Raw genomic sequence first — 18,085 nt, forward strand, 5'->3', positions numbered from 1 at the left:
TTGAGATAGATATTGCATGAGCATACATGTAGCCACGTCAGCAATTGCGCGAAGCGGAGTCTGCAGAGCATGCCGAGCAAAAGCGATTCATGGGTCAGGTTGATCCAGACCGTAGCGAGTGTCGAGGCCGATCTCGGCGAGGTGCTGCAGGGCCAGCATGGCCTGGGCCTGTCGGAATACCGTGCACTGCAGGTCCTTTCCCGATCCGTGAATTCCGAACTGCGAATGCAGGACCTCGCCACACATTTGCGGCTCAACCAGAGCTCGGTTTCGCGAATGGTCGAGCGCCTGGAACGCAGCGGGCTCGCTCTGCGCGACCTTTGCCCTGATGACAAGCGCGGCGTCTATGCGGTTCTGACCGACAAAGGACGGGAGCGTCTCGTGAGCGCTCAACCCGACTATGACAACGCGCTGGACGGCGCGCTCAGGGACCATGGCGGCGAGGCATTGCTGTCCGCAAGGCTGGTTGACGCCGACTAGAGCATTTCCGGCGAAAACAGAATCGTCGGGAGTGCTCTATCTTCTTGTTTTCGTCGACGCTCGTGAGCGATGCGGCCTTACAGATCTGAAAATCCGATCCGGTCGACCATCGCCAGTTCACGCTGGCGAGGGTGGGCGTGCGACGTGGTCATGTAGGAGCCGCCCATATAGACGAGCGGTTCGATATCCCGATTGGGCAGCAGCGCTTCCATGATCTCTCCGACGAAGATGGTGTGCGAGCGGAACGAAATCTCGTTGATGACCTTGCAATCGAAGCTGGCGACGGCACCCACCAGGGCCGGCGCGCCGGTTTCGAGTTCGCGCCAGGAGCGGGAAGCAAAGGCCTGGTCGCGCGTGGCGGCCGTGCTGAATTGCACCGCGAAGTCCGCGTCGGGATGGGCGAGCAGGTTGACGCAAAAGATGCCGCTGCGGCTGACCGCTTCGTTGCTCTGGGACGAACGGTTCACGCACATCAGCAAGGACGGTGGATCGGCCGAGAAGGACGTCACCGACGTCGCCACCAGCCCGGTGCGGCGGTTTTCATCCACGGTCGTGATCACGCACACACCGGCGGCCAGCCGTCGCATGCCGTGCTTGAAGAGATCGAGACTGATCATGATTGTATCCTGCGGTCGCGTATTGGCCTTGCCATGAAGCCTGCCCGGAGGCGACGCGTTCAGTTGCGATTGAGGTGTCCGGCGGCGTGGAGATATTCGAGCGCGATGCCCGAGGCGCGAAAATCGAGCTGATCGCGCCGACCGCGCAGCGTCGTCACGTCGCGCCAGTAGCGTTGCATCTTCTGGCCGTTGCGGGACGCGGTCGAACTGGCTGTCCGCAACAGAGGTTCCACGACATCTGCGACCATCTTCTCGACCATATGGTACATGCCATCCAGCCGCACGCCGGCCTCGTTGGTGAATGGCGTGATGCCGGCGACCGATCGCGCCGACCTTTCCATGTAGATTTCGGCGCCCCGGATGGTGGCGGCGCGCGCGGTGTCCGCGGTCACGACGGCGAGCCCCAGCGTGCGTTGATAGTCTTCCATGTCGATGCGAAGCCTGCCTGAAAGCCCGGCGTTCCTGGTCTTGATGATGTGGATGTATTCGTCGATGGCGGCTTCGGCCGTGCCGACCGCCATTGCGGCCAGGCTGCCCTCGGCGAAGGCATTGAACAGTCCGCCGTAAAGCGGCTCCCCCTTATGCAGCCTGCTGCCGGGCGTATCGCCGAACAGCGTTGCGGCGTGGTTCATGCGGATGGTCATGTGCGTCGGCACGAAGACATTGTCGAGCACGACGCCGTTCGAGCCGCTGCCGCGCATGCCGAGGAGGTCGCCCCAATCGTCGAGGATCTCGAATTGACCCTTCGGCACGACGACGGTCAATGTCGGGGCGATCCAGCTCGTCTCGCGGCTGGCGGTGCGGCCATGAATGTCAGGCACGCTCATGCCACCCATGAAGAAATCGGCGTGCGGTGCGCCAGAGCAGTAAGCCCAGCGGCCACTGACCCGGTAGCCGCCTTCGACCGGCAAGGCCATGGCATGGTCGGCGTTGAAACTCCACGGCGCACAGAAATCGGGGCCGCGCGCGAACACTTCGTCCTGGCCGTCCTGTTCGAGATAGGAGGAAACCTGGACGGCGTGCGCCGCGCCCAGTGCATACCACCAGCCCGTCGAAGGGCAGCCCCGGGCGATCTCCATGATCGCCGCGTAGAAATTGGGCAGCGCCATCTGGTAGCCGCCGTAGCGGACCGGCGATAGAATGCGGAACAGACCGGCATCGCGGATGGCCTGCGCGACCTCGGCGCTCGGACAGCCTCGCTCTTCGCAATCGGCCTGCTCGTCGCGCAACAAGGGCTGCAGAGCACGTGCACGCCGCAGCAATTCCTCAAGGTTCGGCGTGTCCGCTCGACCCGCCATCGTCACGCCCGGCTGGTCCATAATCGGTATCCTCCGCTCACGGTCCCGACTCTAAACGGCTGCACGCGGCTCGAAATACCCTCGCGCAGGGACGTGTGTCGCTTTGGGGGCATCACCCTTCACGAGGATGAACGGCCGCGCGCATCCCCGCTAGGTTTGCCTCGCGACGACAGCCGGGCGTGCTGAAGCGAAAAGCGTGGCCATGAGAAAAGAGTTGCCATGAGAAAAGATCGGGCCCTTATCCTCGATTTCGGCGGGGTGGTGACGCGCACGCTTTTCGAAACCCACGATGTCACGGAGCGGGTCCTCGGCCTGCCCGCCGGCACGTTGGGATGGCGCGGACCCTTCGACATCTCCACCGATGCTCTTTGGGTCTCGATGCAGAAGCAGGAGATATCGGAACGCGAGTATTGGCGTCTCCGCGCCGCCGAGGTCGGCCAGTTGCTTGGCGAGCGATGGAACGACATGCAGACCTTCGTGCACAGGGTCAGGGGCGCCGATCCCGATCTTGTCGTTCGGCCCGAGGCCCGCCGAGCGATCCGGGAAGTACGGGGGGCAGGACTGCGGCTTGCCATCCTGTCCAACGAACTGGATCTCTTCTACGGTGCCGACTTCCGCAAGAGGCTGCCGTTGATCGAGCAGTTCGACGTCGTCATCGATGCGACCTACACCGGCATCCTGAAGCCGGATCCCAAGGCCTATGAACTGGTCGTGGCGGCGCTTGGTGTGCCGTGGGAAAATTGTGTCTTCGTGGATGACCAGCGCAGCAACATCGAGGGTGCGGAAGCCGTGCAATTGCCGTGCGTGCATTTCGACGTAACGAAGCCCGACGAGAGTTATGACCAGGCACTCGGCATGCTCGGCCTGTGAGCATGCCTTCACCCCCAAAGGGTATGGCCAAGAATTGGGAATCCACCACCATGCCAGGAGCAGGCGGCTTACCATCGAGGCGTCTCTTGCAGTGCATGTTGCCCCTGGCCGTTAACCCGTCGCCCCAAAAAGGGCCGGGCAACGGCGCGGGAGCCAATAAATTGGGGAGCGAAGCTCATGACATATGAAATCGGCCGCAGAGGTTTTCTCAAGGGAACGGCTGGCCTCGTCGCATTCGGTGCGATGATGCCCGGTGGAATGGTCAATCCGGCCTTGGCCGAAGCGCCCGCGAAGGGCGGCACGCTGACAATCGGCGCGCTCGGGCAGGCCGGGCTTGGCCCGTTGGATCCCCACCGCCCGTCGGGCGACCTCGGGACCAACCTGGCAAACCAGTTCAACGTCTTCGAGGCGCTCACCAAGCAGTCCAATGAGGGCAACATCGTCATGTGTCTGGCGGAGTCCGTCGCGCCGGCCGATGACACCGCCACCGTCTGGATCGTCAAAATCAAAAAAGGCGTGAAGTTCCACAACGGCAACGAGCTGAAAGCCGAGGACGTGATCTTCAGCCTCAAGCGCATCCGCGAGCCGGGCAGCATGACGAGCGGTCATCTCGGCCCGATCAAGTCCTTCGAGAAGGTCGACGACCATACCGTGCGGCTGGTGCTGGAGGCGCCGCGAAGCTGGTTCCCCACCGCGCTCTCCGATCCATACTCCAGCATCCTGCCGGCTGACTACGACCCGAAGGCGCCGGTCGGAACGGGCCCCTTCAAATACGGTCAGGTCGTCCAGTCCCAGTCGGTGACGCTCGACCGCTTCGACACTTATCACGGCACGCCGGCCATTCTGGATCAGGTGGTGCTGCGTCCGTTCGAGGACGCGTCGGCGATGCTGAATGCGCTCCAGTCCGGCCAGATCGACATCATCAACGAGGTGGATGCCTCCCTCGTCGGGGAGGTCGAAGGCGATGACCGGTTCAAGGTCTACAACTCGCCCACCGGGAAATTCTATCCCATCCAGATGCGCACAGACGTCGCGCCGTTCAACGACGCGCGCCTGCGGCAGGCGCTGCGGCTGGTCATAGACCGGCAGGCCGTGCTCAATTCCGTCTACAATGGCAACGCCACTCCGGCGAGCGACCTCTATGGCCGTTACGATCCGGATTTCGACGGCGAATTGAAGCGCGAGCGCGACGTCGCCAAGGCGAAAGCGCTGGTCGAGGAAGCAGGGCTCGCCGGCACCCAGCTCGAACTGATCATGTATCACGACATGGCTACGGCGCTGGTGCTGGCCGAAAACGCCAAGGAGATCGGTCTGACCATCACCGTCAAGCAGCTCGACGGCGCCTCTTTCTACAATGAGGAATATATGGACCGGCACTTCTTCGGCGGCGATTACTGGCCTTCCGGACCGATCTTCCTGATTTCGTCCCTGGCCGATGGTCCGAATGCAGGCCTTGACCAGTTGCGCTGGCGCGACCCTGAATATCTGGAACTGTGGAAGAAGGCATCCAACACGCTCGACGAGAAGGCGCGCCGGGAGATCACCTTGAAGCTGCAGGAGATCCTGTTCGACCGTGGCGGTTGGATTATTCCGGTCTATCTCAACGAACTGGCGCTGTGCAAGGCGGCGGTCGTCGGCCTGCCGAGCTTCGACCAGAGCGGCGCCGGCATCTATCGCGCACTGCCCGGCCTCGGCTTCGCGGCCTGAGTATGTTGCGGTGGCATATCATCCGGCGGTCGGCACTGGGTGTCCTCACCCTGTTGCTGATTTCGCTGATCGTCTTCTTCGCCACCAATGTGCTGCCCGGCGACGCGGCGCGCGCCATATTGGGGCGTAGCGCCACGCCGGAAGCCGTCGCCATGCTGAAGGCCCAGCTCGGCATGGACCGGCCTTTGGTGGTGCAGTATCTGAGCTGGATCGGGGGACTGCTTCATCTCGACATGGGCATGTCCCTCATCAGCCGCGGGCCGGTCTGGGACATCGTTCAGCCCCGGCTCATGAACACGCTGCTGCTGCTTGCCGCGACCAGTCTGGTGGCATTGCCGATTTCCTTCATCATCGGCATCGCCATGGCCATCAAGCCCGGTGGCGGCTTCGACACCATGACGAACGGCTTCCTGATCGGCACTGCCGGCATCCCGGAATTCGTCGTCGCCATCATCCTGGTGCTGCTCTTGTCCACGCAGGTGCTGCATCTGCTGCCCTCGACCGCGCTGGTGCCGCCGGGGCAGTCCGTGCTCGGCAATCCGCAGGTGCTCGTGCTGCCGGCGATGACGCTAACGCTGGCGGTGCTGCCCTATCTCGGCCGTCTCATCCGCGCCTCGCTGATGGATGCGCTCGCCTCCGAATATGTGGTGACGGCGCGGCTGAAAGGACTGCCGCCGCGCGTCGTGCTTTTGCGGCATGCCTTGCGCAACAGCCTGGTGCCATCGATCCAGGCCTCGGCGCTGACGCTCGCCTATATCCTCGGCGGGGCGGTGGTGGTGGAGTTCATCTTCCAGTATCCGGGGCTCGGCAGCGCCCTGCAGTCGGCCGTCGCGCAGCGCGACATCTTCGTGATCCAGGCGATCGTGCTGATCTTCGCCTTCGGCTACATCGTCTTCAACATGCTGGCCGACATCCTGACGATCCTCATGACGCCGCGCCTGAGGAGCTGACCCGGACAATCATGGCATGAGTACCTCTTCCGTCTTCCACGGCTCGACATGGTGGCTGGCCTTCAGCGAGGCGTCTCGCTATCGCCGCACGCAAATCGGCATCGTCGTGACGCTCGTGGTCATCGCGCTGGCGCTGTTCGGGCCATTGCTGGCGCCCTATCGGCCGGATGCCTTCGTCGGCAAACCATTCATGCCGCCCGGTGGCGGCTTCCTGCTGGGCACCGACTTCCGCGGCCGCGACGTGCTGTCCAGGTTGTTGTACGGCGGCATTCCGGTGGTGTGGATGTCGTTCGCCGCTGCCTCGATCGGTATGGTTCTGGGAGCAACCGTCGGGCTGGTCGCTGCCTACAGCAAGGGTTGGGTGGATGAATTCCTGATGCGCGTGATGGATGTCTTCCTCTCCATCCCGCTCATCATCTTCGTGCTGCTGTTCGTCTCATTGATCGGCACCAAGCAATGGCTGGTCGTGCTTCTGGTCGGCATCGCCCACATGCCGCAGGTGGCGCGCATCACGCGCGGCGTGGCCGCGGACATCGTGGAACGCGAATTCGTGCAGTTCGCCGAAGCGCTGAGCGTGCCGCGCTGGCGCATCCTGTGGCGGGAGGTCCTGCCCAACATCACGACGCCATTGCTGGTCGAGTTTGGCATCCGCATCGTCTGGTCGATCGCCGGCATCGCCGCGCTCAGCGTCATGGGCTACGGCATCCAGCCTCCCAACGCCGATTGGGGGCTGATGATCAATGAGAATCGCGGCCGCATCGCCACCCGGCCGTTGCCGGTGTTCGCACCTGGCCTGTGCATCGCCATCTTCGCTTTCGGCATCAACATGATCGCGGAAGGCATCGCTAGCACCATGTCGGGGGCCAGTCGCAAATCCGGGGGCGAATCGTGATGCAAGCAATCTCCTGCGCGCCGAACGCAGGCGCCCATCTCGCGGTCGAGGTTCGCAACCTGCGCGTCGAGCTGCCAGGCGGCGGCGACATCATTGACGACGTCAATTTCACCATCCGCGCCGGCGAGGTGCTGGGTGTGGTGGGCGAATCCGGCTCGGGCAAAACCACGGTCGGCATGGCATTGCTGGGCTTCGCGCGCGGTGGCGCCAGGATCACCGGCGGCAACGTGTTCATCGGCGGCAATCCGGGCGCCGACATGCTGGCCTTGACCCGTGAAAAGAAGCGGCTGCTGCGTGGCAAGACCGTGGCCTATGTGCCGCAGGATCCGGCATCGGCGCTCAACCCGTCGCTGCGCATCGGCCTGCAACTCGCCGAGGTGATCGAGGCACATGAGCCCGAGACTCCGGCAGCCGAGATCGAGCAGCGTATCGCCGCCGTCATGGCCGCTGTCGGCCTGCCGGCGGACAGGGCGTTTCTGCAGCGTTATCCGCATCAGCTCTCCGGCGGCCAGCAGCAGCGCATCGGCATCGCGATGGCGGTCATCCTGGCTCCGAAGCTGATCGTGCTGGACGAGCCCACGACAGGACTGGACGTGACGACCCAGAACCGCATCCTCGACGTCGTCAAGAAACTCTGCCGCGAGCAAGGCATCGGCGCCCTGCATGTCACGCACGACATGTCGGTGATCGCTCATATCGCGGACCAGATCATGGTCATGTATTCCGGGCGGGTGGTGGAGCTGGGGCGTGTCGAAACCATCCTGACCGCCCCGATGCACCCCTACACCCGCGCTCTGCTCGGCGCCGTGCCGGAATTGCGCTACCGGACGCATCTGGCGACGATCCCGGGTGGTGCTGCCCGTCCCGCCAACCGTCCCCGCGGATGTTTCTTCCATCCGCGCTGTGCGAAGGCGGATGCGGCCTGTCAGTCGGCGCCGATCGCGATGACGGAGCCGCGGCCAAGACACTGGGTGCGCTGCGTGAATGTCGCCGCCATGGCCGATGTCGAACCGCAGCGCTTGCCCGATCCCGTGGCTAACCAGTCGGAAAAGGCGGTTCTCGAGGTCCGCGACCTCAGCGTTTCCTACAGCAATTTCCGTGTGCTCGACGGCATCGGTTTCTCTGCCCACAGGGGCGAGTGCCTGGCGATCGTGGGCGAGTCGGGCTCAGGCAAGAGCACGCTGTCGCGTGCACTCATCGGCCTAGTGAAGCAGCAGACGAGCAGCGTGCTGTTCAACGGCGCTCCGCTGGCGGCGCGCGCCCGCGACAGGTCGCGCGACCAGCTCCAGGCGATCCAGTATATCTTCCAGAGCCCGCACAACTCGCTCAATCCGCGGCAGACGGTCGAGGAACTCATCGGGCTGGTCTACGACACCTTTCACAAGACGGACAGGTTTGGCCACAAGACCGACCGGCGCGGCCGGCGCGAGGCGATTGCCACCGTGCTGTCGCAGGTCGGGCTGCCGCAGGAGGTCATGCGGGTGTTTCCCGATCAGCTCTCCGGTGGCGAGCGCCAGCGCGTGGCGATAGCCCGTGCCCTGGCGGCCGATCCCGAGATCCTGGTGTGCGACGAGATCACTTCCGCGCTCGATGTCTCGGTGCAGGCGGCCATCGTCAATCTCTTGAAGGATCTGCAGGTACGACGCCGGCTCACCATGCTGTTCGTCACCCACAATCTGGCGCTGGTGCGCAACCTCGCCGACCGGGTGCTGGTGCTGGACAAGGGCAAGATCGCCGAGATCGGCCAAGTTGGCGACGTCATCGACCGGCCGCAGCATCCCTATACAAGGCAATTGCTGGCAAATGCGCTGGAAGCCGATCTCGACCATCGTGTCGAAGCCTCGCGCCATCCGCCGTTACGGGCGTGATCGGGTGCGGTTGAGGCTTCGCGTGACGGCCAGTGCTGCTCAACCTGTGTCTGAACCGTGGCGCTTTCGTCGCCGTTCCGGAATGGATCCCCGACACTCTCCAGTCGCTTCGCTCCTTTCGAGGTCGAGGATGACGGAGTTCCCTTTTCGCGCTCGCCAATTACAATTGTGGAGCCAGCGGTGACAAATGGCCTTGGGAGCACATGAAGCTCGTCATCCTCGACCTCGGAGCGACCGAAGGAAGCGGAGAGTGTCCGGGATCCATTCCGGAACGGCGACGAAAGCGCCACGGTTCAGACACAGGTTGAGCAGCACTGGGCCGTCACGCGAAGCCCCAACCGAAACGATCAGGCGACCGGCAAGGGCCTGGCATCGGTCGCGGCGCTGATGATGCCATCGGTGATCCAACCGTCGAACACCGCGAGTACGGCGAGCGCGAAAGCTTCGTCGTTGATGTGCGCTTCAACCGCCGTGACTGGTATCGAAGGCGCCAGACTGACGAGGAGCTCCTCGAAGAAGGCCGACAACGCCTGTGGGTCGTGACCGATCTCACCCTCGCGGTCCCATTCCTGGATGCCGCCCAGCGGCAGCACCACATGCAGCGGTCCACGCGCCCGATTCAGTCGGGCGGCGATTTCACGGGCGGTGAAGCGTCGCTCGGCCTCGGTCAGCGTAACCGAGGAAATCAGCTTGTTGTGGACATGACAGGGCCGATCCGAGAAGTGTGACGGTATCGGCTGCCAGGTCGGCAGGTCGACAAGATCGGCGGTGCCTGGCGCGACGATCAACGGCACGCCTGCCTGGCCGACACGTGTCAGCCGCTCGGGTCCGCTGTTGACGATGGAGCCGTGGATGCCGTTGTTGAATTCCTGCAGGCAGAGGTCGAGCACGGCAACCAGTTCACCCTGCTCGGCAAGGCTTTCCATGGCGCGGCCACCCATGCCCTGGGCATGGAAGGATGCGCTTTCAAAGCCCCGTTCGGCCAGCGCAGGTTTCAGCCGCCGCATGTATTTCAGCGCGGCATTGCCGAGCGACGAGACACCGACCAGCGCGCGCTGGCGCTGCACGCCGGTGGCGGTGCGCGCCGCGCCGAGCACCGCACCTGCGGCCTGGCTGAGCGCCGACCGGCAGATGGCGTTGAGGCCGTAGAGCCCGCCGACCCACAGGATCATCTGCACGTCGGCGGCCAGGCGCTCGGGTGGGATCAGGGCGGAAAAGGCCACGGTCGAGACGACATATTTCGGCACGCCGATCGGCAGGGCAAGCGCCACGTCGAGTGCAAGGTCCGTTCCCATCGTTCCGCCAAGCGAGATCATGCCGTCGAAGCGGCGCTCGGTGAGCAGCTTCAGGGTAAGGGCCTGGGCGCCTTGGCTCATCAATGCCATGGCGTGGTGCTCATCACCCCTGGCGATCACCTCGGCGATCGTCGCGCCGGCGGCGGCCGCAACGTCGTGCTTGGAGAAGGAGACCGGGATACCGGGCTCTCCCAGCACGCTGACATCCATGGTCAGCACCGCACCGCCATCGCCCTCGATGACGTCGCGCATGAAGCACAGCTCCTCCTTCTTGGTATCGAACGTACCGATGATGAGGATGGTCCTGTGCCTGTCCACGGACTGGTCGCCTCGGCGCAGTGCTGTATCGAAAGCAGTCACAACTGGATCCATGCGGTCTTGAGCGCGGTGTATTTTTCGAAGGCATGCAGCGACTTGTCGTGTCCGTTACCCGACTGGCGATGACCGCCAAGCGGTACAGTCAGGTCCGAGCCGCCATAGGTGTTGACGTGCACGACACCGGCATGCACCGCGCGGATCATCCGGTGCGCGGTCGAGAGGCTGGAGGTCCAGACGGCTGACGCCAGACCGTATTCGGTGTCATTGGCGAGGCGGACAGCATCTTCCTCATCGTCGAAGGCGATGACGGCCAGAAGCGGGCCGAACACCTCCTCCCGCGCCAGCGTCATCTGCTGCGTCACGCGTTCGAAAATCGCCGGTCGCTGATAGTAGCCGCCGGTCTCCTGCAGAATACGCTCGCCGCCGGTCACCCGGCGTGCGCCTTCCGCTTCTGCCTGGCGGGCGAAGCGCAGGTTACCGGCAAGCTGGCTCTCGCTGGCAACCGCACCGACATCACTGGCGAGATCAAGCGGATCACCCACCTTGAGTGCGTCGGCGACACGCGCCAGCCGTTCGACCAGTTCGTCGTGGATGCCACGCTGGACGAGCAGCCGTGAGCCGGCCACGCATACCTGGCCCGAGTTGCGGAAGATGGCGTTTGCCGACATCTTCGCTACCTTGTCGAGGTCGGCGGCATCGGCGAAGACGATGTTGGGCGACTTGCCGCCAAGCTCCAGGTAGACGCGCTTGAGGTTGGAGCGGGCGGAATATTCGAGCAGGCGTCGTCCTGTCGCATTGGAACCGGTGAAGGCCAGCACGTCGACATCCATATGCGTGGCAATGGCTTCACCCACCACCGAGCCGGAGCCGGTCACGACGTTGAGCACGCCTTCCGGCAGGCCTGCGTCCGCGCAGATGCCGGCGAGCTGCAACAACGCCAGAGAGGCTGCCTCCGCAGGCTTCAGCACCACGGAATTGCCGGCCGCGAGCGCGGGCGCCAGCTTCCATGCACCGATCATCAAAGGCATGTTCCACGGCACGATGGCGCCGACCACGCCGACCGGCTCGCGATGGATGAGGCCGAGCACCGTCGCGGGCGTCGGGGCGATCTCGCCGTAGACCTTGTCGATGGCCTCCGCATAGTAGCGGAAGGAGGCGGCAGCACTGCCCGGCTCCGCCTTGAGCGCCATGCCGATCTCGGTGCCATTGTCGCGAACACCGAGCACGGCGAGTTCGAGCGCATGTGCCTCGATGCCGTCGGCGATGCGCAGCATGATCTTCTTGCGCGCGGCCGGTGCCATGCGCGACCACACGCCATTTTCGAAAGCTGCGCGCGCCGCCGATACGGCGGCGTTGACGTCCTCCCGGCCAGCCCGAGCGATCCTGGCAAAGGCACGGCCATCAATCGGCGAAATGACCTCTATCTCTTCGCCGTTCGCCGCGGGCCGCCAACGGCCGCCGATGAACAGCGATTGCGGCGACACCGAGCGAGCGCGCAGCGTGTCGATCTTCGACTGGTCCATCACCAAGGCCTCCAGCACGGAATGGCCGCCAGAGGATCTGACGGCATGCGTCGGGTTCAATTTCACTATGCAGAATGCCGCCCGGCAGGAGGTCGCTAAAAGACCCGTAAAGGGTGACGCTGCCGTTCGATACTTTCATTATTATCAAATTGATTTGTGATTTTGAAATCGACTAGCGTTTCGCATCAAGCAGGCCGCAGCCTGCGGAGACTTGGCGGAACCGGATATGCGCACTGTCGGCAAGGCACTCACCATCCTGGACCTGTTCACGGAACAGCGGCCATCGTTCAGTCTGACGGAAGTCTCGCAGGCGACCGGCATCGACACGGCGACCTGTCATCGCATGCTGAAAGTGCTGGAGCGCCACGGCTACGTGTTTCGTGCAGCCGCCAGCAAGCAGTACAGCCTGGGCGCGACGGTGCTGCGCCTGGCACGCACACGTGAAATCACCACACCGATGAGCGCGACGCTGCAGGCCGTCGTCGATGCACTGACCGAAAAGATCGCCGAGACGTCACACGCCTCGGTCATTGCCGGCCACCAGGTGGCGACGGTCGCGGCGCGCGACGGTTTGCGCAGCAACCGCGTGCATGTCGAATACGGCGCGCGCATGGAACTACACGCCACCGCCACCGGCCTGGCCTGCCTGGCGTATGGTGCTGCCGCCTTCGTCGAGCAGGCGCTTGCCGCGCCGATGACCCGCTTCACTTCCACCACGGTGTCGAGCACGCAGGAGCTGGAAGAGGTGCTGTCGCTCACCCGTTCGCGCGGCTACAGCGTCGCCGACGGCAGCTTCGACCCGGACGTAATGGGTGTCGGTTCCCCCTTCTTCAATCCCGACGGCACGGCCATGGGCGCCATCGCCATCGCCACGCCGCTCAGCCGCATGGACTCGATCAACCTGACCCGGACGGCGCTGGCAGTCATGGCGGCAGGCATCGAGATCACGGAACGCCTCGGCGGAACCGTGCCGGCCGACTTTCTCGATCGCTATCGACAACTCACGGTCTGGGGCGACGCAGCCTGACCGCATCTGAAAGGACCCTTCATGCGTGACACCAATTTCCTCGTCGGCAACAACGCACGATATGCGTGGCATCCCATGGCCCATCCGGGCGAGATGCGCGCCAATCCGCCGCGCATCATCGAGAGTGGCGATGGTGTCGAGATCGTCGACATCCACGGCCATCGCACGCTGGACGGTGTCGGCGGGCTCTGGAACGTCAATCTCGGCTATTCCAGCGATCCGGTGAAGGACGCCATCACCAGGCAGATGCAGAAGCTGCCCTACTACAACGCTTTTCGGGGCACGACCAATTCGCCGCTGATCGAGCTGTCCTACGAGCTGTGCGAATTCTTCAAGCCGGAAGGCATGGGCCGCGTCTTCCTGACCTCGGGCGGTTCGGATTCGGTGGAGACCTGCCTTCGCCTGGCGCGGCAATATCATCGCGCCAACGGCCAGCCGGAACGCACCAAGTTCGTGTCGCTGAAGAAGGGCTATCACGGCACCCATTTCGGCGGCGCCTCGGTCAACGGCAATCCGAATTTCCGTCGCAACTATGAGCCGATGCTGGCCGGCGTGATCCATCTGCCGGCGCCGTTCACCTACCGCAACCCGTTCGAGACCGATGACGGCGCCGTCATCGCCCGCAAGATCGGCGAGGCGTTCGAGGAAGAAATCGCATTCCATGGCGCCGACACGATCGCGGGGCTGATCATGGAGCCGATCCTTGGCTCTGGCGGCGTCATCGTTCCGCATGAGAGCTTCTTCCCGCTGATGCGCGCGATCTGCGACCGGCACGGCATCCTGCTCATCGCCGACGAGGTCATCACCGGCTTCGGCCGAGCCGGCTCGGAATGCGGCTCGCGCCTGTGGGGCATCAAACCCGACATGATGTCGACGGCCAAGGGCATTACCAACGGCTATTTCCCGCTCGGCGCGGCGATGATCGGCGAGCATCTGGCGGACGCTTTCGAGAACGCGAAAGGCCCGGTCGGCACCATCAGTCACGGCTACACCTATTCCGGTCATCCGATCGGGGCGGCGGCAGCACTGGCGACGCTCGGCGAAGTCAAGCGCCTCGATGTCGCCGCCAACGCCAAGGCGCGGGGCGAGGAATTGATGGCTGGCCTCGCGGAGCTGAAAAGCCGCCACGACATCGTCGGCGACGCACGCGGCCAGGGCCTGATGGCAGCACTCGAGCTGGTGAGCGACCGCGAAAAGAAGACGCCTGCGGCCAAGGAGGTGGTGCAGGCCCTCTACGACAAGGCCTATGAGGACAGCCTGATGGTTCGCACGTCGGGCAACAACGTCATCATCTCGCCTTGCCTTGTCATCGACAGCGGTCACATCGCCCGCATCCTGACAGCGCTCGATGCCGGCCTTGCGGCGGCGGGCAAGAAGCTGAAAGGATAGGAATCAAGAAGAGCGCCGGAAGCGGCCGCCTGTCCGATGTCGGGGTTATACAAAAATGGGAGGACCTGGATATGGAGATACAAAGCACAATCGAGCCGATCGGGAACATGGTGTCGTTGATCGGACGCGCCGATTTCGGCCAGCGCTTCTACAACATCATCGATCAGTTGGTCGGCATCGATCATTGCACGGTTTTCATGGCGGATGAGTCCGCCATGCGGACCATCGTGGCGGAGGCGAACACCGAGGAATCCTCTGGCCGCGCCCAGGTGCTGGCCGAAAGCTACATCAAGGACGGACATCGCTGCGATCCGGTATGGTCGCTGTGCAAGGACCTGCCCGGATCGAAATGCGGGCTGCTGGTCTCGCCGGCCGAGCGGGCCAGCGACCGCTATCGGCAGGAATTCTACATCAAGCCTCGCATCAAGCACGAGCTCGCGGTCGCGTCGACCATGAATGCCAGCCGGGTCTATGCCGGTTTCTACCGGGAGGAGGGGCGCGAAGCCTTCTCGCGCAGCGAGATGGATTGCCTGCAGACCTTTGCCAGCACCATCATCCAGATCGTGCAGAAGCATGGTGAGGTCTATCGCGGCTACAGCGGCAAACCGCGGGAGATCAGCCAGAAAGCGCTGCTCGAGCGCGTACAGGCCGCGATCAATGCCGACAGCAACCTGCTGACCGCGCGCGAGGCTGAGATCTGCGCTTCGATCGTGCTTGGCTATACCGTGCTCGGCATCAGCCTGAACCTCGGCATCAGCGTCAACACCGTGGCCACGCACCGCAAGCGCGCCTATGCCAAATTGCGCGTGTCGAGCCAGAACGAATTGTTCGCCCGCTATTTCTCCATCGTCGAGCGCAACATCAACCAGATGCAGCATCACTGAGTCTGGAGAGCTTTCGAGGAAGCCGCGCAGCGTTTTTCCTTATCCGCTTCATGCCGGCCCTGTGTATGGCAGGGCAGGCACCTGTGAGCCCCTCTCCGTCTCGCCCTGCCTAAGGCGGGGGCGGGGAGAGGTGGCACCTACGGCGGCTTAGCCGCCGGAGAAGCGGTGACGGAGAGGGGCTCTTCAAGCCGTCTGCAACAACCTCAAGCCGCGTCGCACTCCAAGGGCAGGGCGCGTGCCGTGTATCCGGTTGCCGGATCAAGCCAACTGCACTAATGTTCGATTTAAGAACGTCTATGTTCTATAATCGGTCAGAGGAAATCATGCAGACAAGGGTTGCGAGGCTCGGCCACATTGGCCTCACCGTTCGGGACATCGATCGCACGATCGCGTTCTATGAGCGCTATCTGGGAATGCGGCTGACGGAGAAGTTCGAATATCCGGAAGAGAAGATCGGCCACGGTGTCGCGGTCGCCGCCGGCGCCTTCATCCGTTGCGATGTGACGCACCATGAATTGTCGATCTTCCGGATGCGCAAGGATATCCTGCCCGACGACGCGCCGGATGCACCGCGCTTCGGCTTCGGTCTCCACCACATCGCCTTCGAGCTCGCCAGCCCGCAGGACCTGCTCGCGCTCTACACGAAGATGCGCGACGACGGCGTGGAGATCGTCAACTGCCGCAAGGGTGGTCCCGGCAACCAGCCGCGTTTCTACGCGCGCGATCCCGACGGCAATCTGCTCGAATTCTACTGGGGCATCGACAAGATCGGCTGGGAAGGTCGGCCGCGCCCGTACGATCCGATCCAGGAGATCGACCTGCTTTCTTTCGACTTCGATGCTTTTGTCGACAAGCGCGAGGACGATGCCGGCAAGGCGCGGGCATAGGCGCTTCCGATCAATCGACCGGGCCGGATGCCATGACCCGGCAAGGCCGTGCCACGAGCCGCAGGCAGGAAATCAGCCATGAACATCGCCGTTTCGGAAAACATAACGATCGACGAACTCGTCACACGTGCGGAAAAGCTGCGGCCGCTGCTGCGTGACGAGCAGCCGGCGACGGAGGCCAACCGCTTCCCGACCCGTACCGTCTACGATGCGCTGTCCAAGGAAGGGCTGTTCCATATCCTCAAGCCCAGGCGGTTCGGCGGCTACGAAATGAATCTCGACGACTTCTATCGCGTCGTCATCGAGATTTCGCGCGGCTGCCCGGACACCGGCTGGTGGTTCGCACTGGGTACCGGGCACGCTGCGCAGGTGGCATCCTATTTCAGCGAAGAAGCCCAGTCGGAGATATTCGGACTGAGGGCGAACTTCCAGGCGCCCTGGTCCTTCGTTGCGCATCAACCCACGGCGACCAGAGTCGAGGGCGGTTACCGTGTCAGCGGCAACTGGTTTTATTGTTCGGGCGTGCCCTATGCCAGTCACTTCATGGGCAACATGGCCCTGCCGAAAGCCGATGCCGAGCAAGGCATGCCCATGCTGACCGTGGTGGTGCCGGAGGGCAGCTTCACGCGGCTCGACAATTGGGGCGACCTGATGGGCATGAAAGGGAGCGGCTCGCATGGTGTCGCGCTCGATGACGTCTTCGTGCCCGACCACATGACATTCCGCTTCAACCCGGATCGCGGCATCGATGGCCCTACCATCGGCGCCACGCTGCATGGCAACCCGATGTATGGCGGGTTGTTCCTGGCCTTCGCCGAGGGCGGTCTCGCCGCCATGGCGACGGGGCTCGCCTATGCCGCGCTCGACGAATACGAAGATCTCATCGCCTCCAAGAACACGCCAGGCACCGCGACGCTGAGAGCCTTCAATCCCGACTATCAGCGCTCCTATGGGCAGGCGGTGGCGCTGGCCGACAGCGCCCGCGCCATCACGCTGCAGGGCGCCGCACTCTATCTCGAACATGCCACGCGCTGCATGCGTGGCGAGGCAGCCTTCACCGTCGAGCAGGCGGTGCGGCTGGACGGCATGTACCATATGGCCGAGCGGCTCGCCTATGAAGCGGTGGAACTTCTGGTCCGGACGGCGTCTTCAGCGGCGTTGAAGGACGGTGCCCGATTGCCACGCTACCTGCGCGACATCATCATGTGTGTCAGCCGGGGCCATGATCAGTTCGAATTCCGCGCGCCCAACATCGCAAAAGAGATGCTGGCCCGCACCCGCGGCTTCAGTTTCTGATATGGCGCTATCCGGCCTCCGCACCGATACGCCGCGCCGCCTCGGTCAGCGGCTGCACAAGGCCAGGCAGGATCGCCGCGCGCGAGGTCGGCACGAGGATGGCCAGGCTGTAGCGGCAGGTGCCATCGCGCTCGATGATGGGTGCCGCCACCCCATGGACGCCCAGCTGCAGTTCGTCATGCGAAATGGCATAGCCCTGGCTTCGCACTTCCTCGATGCGCCGCCGCGTCGCCTCGGCGTCGCCGGCCTTGCGCATTGCCTTTTCGCGTGTCTTCTCGTCCTGAAAGGCAAGCAGCGACCAGCCGCTCGCGCCTTGGTGCAGGGCGTGACGGGAACCTGGCCGGTGCTCCACCCGCACGAGATGCTTTTCGCCCAGCGCCTGGTCCACGACCAGCGCCTCGATCCCGTCTATGGCGTGGATCACCACGGTCTCGCCCGTCTCGACCGCCAGCTTCTGCATGATCGGGCCGGCGATGTCACTCAGGTCGGTGTCGGCGGCGCGCGCCAGCCGCAGCAGGGCCGGCCCCAGCCGGTAGCCGTCGGCCTCGCGACGCACATAGGAACGCTGCGCCAGCGTGACCAGCAGGCGGTGGGCGACGGTGCGGTTTATGCCGCACAGGCGCGCGACATTGGCCGCGCTGAGGGAGCCGTGGCTGGCCACGGTTTCCAGCACGGTCAACATCTGATCGCCGGTCAGGGAAATCTCGGCCATGGGGATCCTCAAGCTCTGTGCGGCCCACGGTTGTAGCCGAGTTTCGCGTTGACCGACAGTCTGCTTGATGGT

General features: G+C 63.9%; 16 protein-coding genes. 11 read left to right on the forward strand and 5 right to left on the reverse strand.

Features of this window, described 5'->3' with window-relative positions:
- Window positions 1-69 precede the first annotated feature (69 nt).
- Window positions 70-480 carry a MarR family winged helix-turn-helix transcriptional regulator gene (locus tag AC3WTO_RS13030; protein ID WP_492461154.1) on the forward strand — a complete coding sequence of 137 codons (411 nt, stop codon included), beginning with the start codon at window positions 70-72 and terminating at the stop codon, window positions 478-480.
- A 77-nt stretch (window positions 481-557) separates the two neighbouring features.
- Here AC3WTO_RS13030 and AC3WTO_RS13035 read toward each other — a convergent pair whose 3' ends face one another.
- Window positions 558-1,097, reverse strand: a complete 540-nt coding sequence (locus AC3WTO_RS13035; protein WP_492461155.1) for a flavin reductase family protein — start codon at window positions 1,095-1,097, stop codon at window positions 558-560.
- Window positions 1,098-1,156: 59 nt separating this feature from the next.
- Window positions 1,157-2,416: an acyl-CoA dehydrogenase family protein gene (locus AC3WTO_RS13040; protein WP_492461156.1), complete on the reverse strand. Its 1,260-nt coding sequence runs from the start codon at window positions 2,414-2,416 to the stop codon at window positions 1,157-1,159.
- 198 nt (window positions 2,417-2,614) lie between these two features.
- Here AC3WTO_RS13040 and AC3WTO_RS13045 point away from each other — a divergent pair, with 198 nt between their 5' ends.
- The 5 genes from AC3WTO_RS13045 to AC3WTO_RS13065 all read left to right on the forward strand — a co-directional run bounded on the left by AC3WTO_RS13045 (window position 2,615) and on the right by AC3WTO_RS13065 (window position 8,682).
- Window positions 2,615-3,265 (forward strand): HAD family hydrolase, encoded by a 651-nt coding sequence (locus tag AC3WTO_RS13045; protein ID WP_492461157.1) that lies wholly within the window; start codon window positions 2,615-2,617, stop codon window positions 3,263-3,265.
- A gap of 177 nt (window positions 3,266-3,442) precedes the next feature.
- On the forward strand, window positions 3,443-4,972 hold the full coding sequence (locus AC3WTO_RS13050; protein ID WP_492461158.1) for an ABC transporter substrate-binding protein: 1,530 nt from the start codon (window positions 3,443-3,445) through the stop codon (window positions 4,970-4,972).
- Window positions 4,973-4,974: 2 nt separating this feature from the next.
- A complete protein-coding gene (locus tag AC3WTO_RS13055; RefSeq protein ID WP_492461159.1) occupies window positions 4,975-5,922 on the forward strand; it encodes an ABC transporter permease in 948 nt (315 codons plus the stop codon).
- A gap of 16 nt (window positions 5,923-5,938) precedes the next feature.
- Window positions 5,939-6,814, forward strand: coding sequence for an ABC transporter permease (locus tag AC3WTO_RS13060; protein WP_492461160.1), 876 nt, complete (start codon window positions 5,939-5,941; stop codon window positions 6,812-6,814).
- Window positions 6,814-8,682 carry an ABC transporter ATP-binding protein gene (locus AC3WTO_RS13065; protein ID WP_492461538.1) on the forward strand — a complete coding sequence of 623 codons (1,869 nt, stop codon included), beginning with the start codon at window positions 6,814-6,816 and terminating at the stop codon, window positions 8,680-8,682. Before AC3WTO_RS13060 ends, AC3WTO_RS13065 begins: the two co-directional genes overlap by 1 nt.
- Before the next feature lie 347 nt (window positions 8,683-9,029).
- Here the strand turns inward: AC3WTO_RS13065 and AC3WTO_RS13070 are convergent, their stop codons facing one another.
- Window positions 9,030-10,337: a Tm-1-like ATP-binding domain-containing protein gene (locus tag AC3WTO_RS13070; RefSeq protein WP_492461161.1), complete on the reverse strand. Its 1,308-nt coding sequence runs from the start codon at window positions 10,335-10,337 to the stop codon at window positions 9,030-9,032.
- A complete protein-coding gene (locus AC3WTO_RS13075; RefSeq protein WP_492461162.1) occupies window positions 10,334-11,818 on the reverse strand; it encodes an aldehyde dehydrogenase family protein in 1,485 nt (494 codons plus the stop codon). Before AC3WTO_RS13075 ends, AC3WTO_RS13070 begins: the two co-directional genes overlap by 4 nt.
- Window positions 11,819-12,044: 226 nt before the next feature.
- Between AC3WTO_RS13075 and AC3WTO_RS13080 the strand changes: the two genes are divergently transcribed.
- From AC3WTO_RS13080 to AC3WTO_RS13100, 5 genes are all read left to right on the forward strand, one after another.
- Window positions 12,045-12,845 (forward strand): IclR family transcriptional regulator, encoded by an 801-nt coding sequence (locus AC3WTO_RS13080; protein WP_492461163.1) that lies wholly within the window; start codon window positions 12,045-12,047, stop codon window positions 12,843-12,845.
- Window positions 12,846-12,866: 21 nt separating this feature from the next.
- Entirely contained in the window at window positions 12,867-14,234 is a 1,368-nt protein-coding gene (locus AC3WTO_RS13085; protein ID WP_492461164.1) for an aminotransferase class III-fold pyridoxal phosphate-dependent enzyme, read from the forward strand.
- Window positions 14,235-14,305: 71 nt separating this feature from the next.
- A complete protein-coding gene (locus AC3WTO_RS13090; protein ID WP_492461165.1) occupies window positions 14,306-15,118 on the forward strand; it encodes a helix-turn-helix transcriptional regulator in 813 nt (270 codons plus the stop codon).
- 323 nt (window positions 15,119-15,441) lie between these two features.
- Window positions 15,442-16,005 (forward strand): VOC family protein, encoded by a 564-nt coding sequence (locus tag AC3WTO_RS13095; RefSeq protein ID WP_492461166.1) that lies wholly within the window; start codon window positions 15,442-15,444, stop codon window positions 16,003-16,005.
- Between the two features lie 78 nt (window positions 16,006-16,083).
- Window positions 16,084-17,301 (forward strand): acyl-CoA dehydrogenase family protein, encoded by a 1,218-nt coding sequence (locus tag AC3WTO_RS13100; RefSeq protein WP_492461167.1) that lies wholly within the window; start codon window positions 16,084-16,086, stop codon window positions 17,299-17,301.
- A gap of 7 nt (window positions 17,302-17,308) precedes the next feature.
- On the opposite strand, the gene AC3WTO_RS13105 is transcribed toward AC3WTO_RS13100, so the two are convergent.
- Window positions 17,309-18,013: an IclR family transcriptional regulator gene (locus AC3WTO_RS13105; protein ID WP_492461168.1), complete on the reverse strand. Its 705-nt coding sequence runs from the start codon at window positions 18,011-18,013 to the stop codon at window positions 17,309-17,311.
- Window positions 18,014-18,085 lie beyond the last annotated feature (72 nt).

It is taken from the genome of Mesorhizobium sp. EU05-FHT14A09, assembly GCF_058790995.1.

Bases quoted from the DNA above. Each gene is read 5' to 3' on its own strand.
- AC3WTO_RS13030 (WP_492461154.1), top strand. From the start codon at position 70: ATGCCGAGCAAAAGCGATTCATGGGTCAGGTTGATCCAGACCGTAGCG.
- AC3WTO_RS13035 (WP_492461155.1), bottom strand. From the start codon at position 1,097: ATGATCAGTCTCGATCTCTTCAAGCACGGCATGCGACGGCTGGCCGCC.
- AC3WTO_RS13040 (WP_492461156.1), bottom strand. From the start codon at position 2,416: ATGGACCAGCCGGGCGTGACGATGGCGGGTCGAGCGGACACGCCGAAC.
- AC3WTO_RS13045 (WP_492461157.1), top strand. From the start codon at position 2,615: ATGAGAAAAGATCGGGCCCTTATCCTCGATTTCGGCGGGGTGGTGACG.
- AC3WTO_RS13050 (WP_492461158.1), top strand. From the start codon at position 3,443: ATGACATATGAAATCGGCCGCAGAGGTTTTCTCAAGGGAACGGCTGGC.
- AC3WTO_RS13055 (WP_492461159.1), top strand. From the start codon at position 4,975: ATGTTGCGGTGGCATATCATCCGGCGGTCGGCACTGGGTGTCCTCACC.
- AC3WTO_RS13060 (WP_492461160.1), top strand. From the start codon at position 5,939: ATGAGTACCTCTTCCGTCTTCCACGGCTCGACATGGTGGCTGGCCTTC.
- AC3WTO_RS13065 (WP_492461538.1), top strand. From the start codon at position 6,814: ATGCAAGCAATCTCCTGCGCGCCGAACGCAGGCGCCCATCTCGCGGTC.
- AC3WTO_RS13075 (WP_492461162.1), bottom strand. From the start codon at position 11,818: ATGGACCAGTCGAAGATCGACACGCTGCGCGCTCGCTCGGTGTCGCCG.
- AC3WTO_RS13080 (WP_492461163.1), top strand. From the start codon at position 12,045: ATGCGCACTGTCGGCAAGGCACTCACCATCCTGGACCTGTTCACGGAA.
- AC3WTO_RS13085 (WP_492461164.1), top strand. From the start codon at position 12,867: ATGCGTGACACCAATTTCCTCGTCGGCAACAACGCACGATATGCGTGG.
- AC3WTO_RS13090 (WP_492461165.1), top strand. From the start codon at position 14,306: ATGGAGATACAAAGCACAATCGAGCCGATCGGGAACATGGTGTCGTTG.
- AC3WTO_RS13095 (WP_492461166.1), top strand. From the start codon at position 15,442: ATGCAGACAAGGGTTGCGAGGCTCGGCCACATTGGCCTCACCGTTCGG.
- AC3WTO_RS13100 (WP_492461167.1), top strand. From the start codon at position 16,084: ATGAACATCGCCGTTTCGGAAAACATAACGATCGACGAACTCGTCACA.
- AC3WTO_RS13105 (WP_492461168.1), bottom strand. From the start codon at position 18,013: ATGGCCGAGATTTCCCTGACCGGCGATCAGATGTTGACCGTGCTGGAA.